The 2222-nt window shown below is 37.4% G+C and carries 2 protein-coding genes and 1 pseudogene; all 3 read right to left on the reverse strand.

The genetic code is table 11. From position 1 onward, the window contains the following. Window positions 1–203 (reverse strand): annotated as a pseudogene (locus tag ACFIQE_RS09725) (hypothetical protein); the annotation flags it as partial. Next, a complete protein-coding gene (locus ACFIQE_RS09730; RefSeq protein ID WP_375707639.1) occupies window positions 200–937 on the reverse strand; it encodes a Rha family transcriptional regulator in 738 nt (245 codons plus the stop codon). The pseudogene ACFIQE_RS09725 and the gene ACFIQE_RS09730, both read right to left, overlap by 4 nt. Before the next feature lie 360 nt (window positions 938–1297). After that, window positions 1298–2056: an antA/AntB antirepressor family protein gene (locus tag ACFIQE_RS09735; protein ID WP_375707640.1), complete on the reverse strand. Its 759-nt coding sequence runs from the start codon at window positions 2054–2056 to the stop codon at window positions 1298–1300. Window positions 2057–2222 lie beyond the last annotated feature (166 nt).

Here is a 2222-nt window from a genome sequence, read left to right on the forward strand (position 1 = left end):
CTGAATCTCCAAAATCCGTTAAAACTGCTAGAATCTTTGTAATATTTGGAATTTCATCTTGAAGTTTTAAAATCAAAAGCTTTTTCTACTATGCTCATGATGTCAACCAAGTCACTACAGTCTTTGTCATCTACGTATTCACAATTGACAAACTGAGACAACGCTATCCACAAATCACATAAAAAGTCGATACTGGTATTCATTGCACACCCCCAAAGATTTGTTCTCTCAAACAAGCCAATCCTCTGGATGTGATTTTTGTTGAAGGGAGTACCTTTTCTGTACCATCTGGTCTTTGGATAGTGATAGCAGGACAGTCCATGAAACCTTTTTTGATTTTATCCTGATAAGGTAACAGAGACGCCCCTAGAGCCCGTCGATACACCCAGTCATGTTTACGCAAGTAATCTGTTAAATCTTTTGGTCGTACCTCTAACATCTTTGCTGCTTCAATAAGACCGAACAAACCATCAGAGCGTTTTAAACCATCCAAAGCTTCTGCTTTCGGTTTGAGTGTACTCACCTCATTTCTCAAATCTTCTAATTGATTGATACTCTCTAAAAGGAGTTGCTTAATCGTAAGAGGGTTTTCCAAAGCATTGGCAAGATCCATTTGTGGAACAGCTACCTGCTTTTCTAATTCTTGCCAATGGTCAATGATTTTAGCTCGTAAGGCAGTGTTGTAACCAGAAACAAGGATTAAACATTCACGCTTGGGGAGGTTATAACAGTTTTGAGGCTTTCCCTGCTTGTCTAAATAGGTGGCTTCAAATTTGAATTCACCTCTTTTCTCTCCTAATTCAGTTAACATATTTCTTATATCACGCATAACATTGCTATGTTGTTTTCCACATAACTCAGCAATCTCACGGCTAGACATAGTCTGAGTGGTCGCAATATTAGCAGTGCTTTCTTTAATTTCTATAAGTGTGTTCATTATGAACTCCTATCGATTATAGGTTTTCTATTGACACTCTAGAAGAGTGCCGGGTGCTAGAAAACACGGTCGATAGTCCGTCGCTATGTTTTTCCCAAAAAGGTATTTTATGGCATAGCCACACCCGACAGGACTACTATATGCTACGCGCATATAGTGAGTCAAAGCCTTTAATGTGCGGAAGAAAGATTGTTTCGGTAATCTATCCGCTATCGATTTAAGGTGTTTTCTAGGCACCTGATTCGACAATAGACATACTGATAGTATTTTATCAAATAAAAAATTAAAAAATCGGCGCTTATAAACTATATCGATTTCATCAGTCAGTTTGTATTTCTTTTTTATCATAATAACCTCCTCTTAATGCATGCTTTGTCTTTTAAGCTCTTGAGACAGCACACCAATTCCTTTTGCTGTGACTTTTGCGCAAGGAATGACTTTTTCTATTCCACTTGCGGTTTGAAGTGTGATGGTTGGACAATCCATAAGTTTCTTTTGGATTTTGTCTTGATAAGGAAGCAAATTTCCACCTGCTGCTCGTCTGTAAACCCAACCTTTTTTCTGTAAGAAGAGAATGAACTGTTTTGGTTGCATCTCGAGTATTTTAGCGGCTTCTGTAAGACTGAAGAGTCCATTATGACGCTGTAAGCTTTCAAGAGCCATTGCCTTTGGTTTTAAATTTGCAATAATGTTATCTTTTTGTTCATTTTCATTTTTGAGATACGTTAAAACACCAAGCATAACTTGAGGACTTGAATAGTCGATTTGTGGTGTTACTACTTGCTTTACACGCTTTTCACATTCGATAAAGTATAAACGGGCTTTTCTCCCTTTTTGATTGTTCTCAAGCATAGAAAGTTCTTTGGCTCTATCGAGTGTGAGATAGTAGTTAATCGCGATAACAGCCCTAGATTTTGCGCTCGCCAAATTTGGCGACCGCAAATCTTGTGTTTTTACAAAGTCTTGTCCTTCTATAAAATTGTATCTGGTAATACGGTCCTTAATCCAATTGGAAAAGTCACGTTTTGCCTCTAAGAATGCATGCAGATCACGTGCATTTACTGTCTGAACAATTTCCTTATCAATGGCTTGTTCTTTAATCTCTATGAGAGTATTCATGATGAACTCCTAAAGTTTCGCATCATCACCCCCTTAATTAAGAAAAACATAAGTTTTGGTATAATATTCTGCCATAGTTTCTATGGCGCTCTGCTTGAGCAATTTTCCTTGCTGCGTGAATTTTGAAGTAATGATTATCGGTTTTATCTGTTTCTATTTCAGATTT

Source organism: Bartonella sp. AA1HLJMS, assembly GCF_042197445.1.
Lineage (GTDB): Bacteria > Pseudomonadota > Alphaproteobacteria > Rhizobiales > Rhizobiaceae > Bartonella.

Excerpts from the sequence above, each read along its gene's own strand:
- ACFIQE_RS09730 (WP_375707639.1), bottom strand. The coding sequence starts at position 937 with ATGAACACACTTATAGAAATTAAAGAAAGCACTGCTAATATTGCGACC.
- ACFIQE_RS09735 (WP_375707640.1), bottom strand. The coding sequence starts at position 2,056 with ATGAATACTCTCATAGAGATTAAAGAACAAGCCATTGATAAGGAAATT.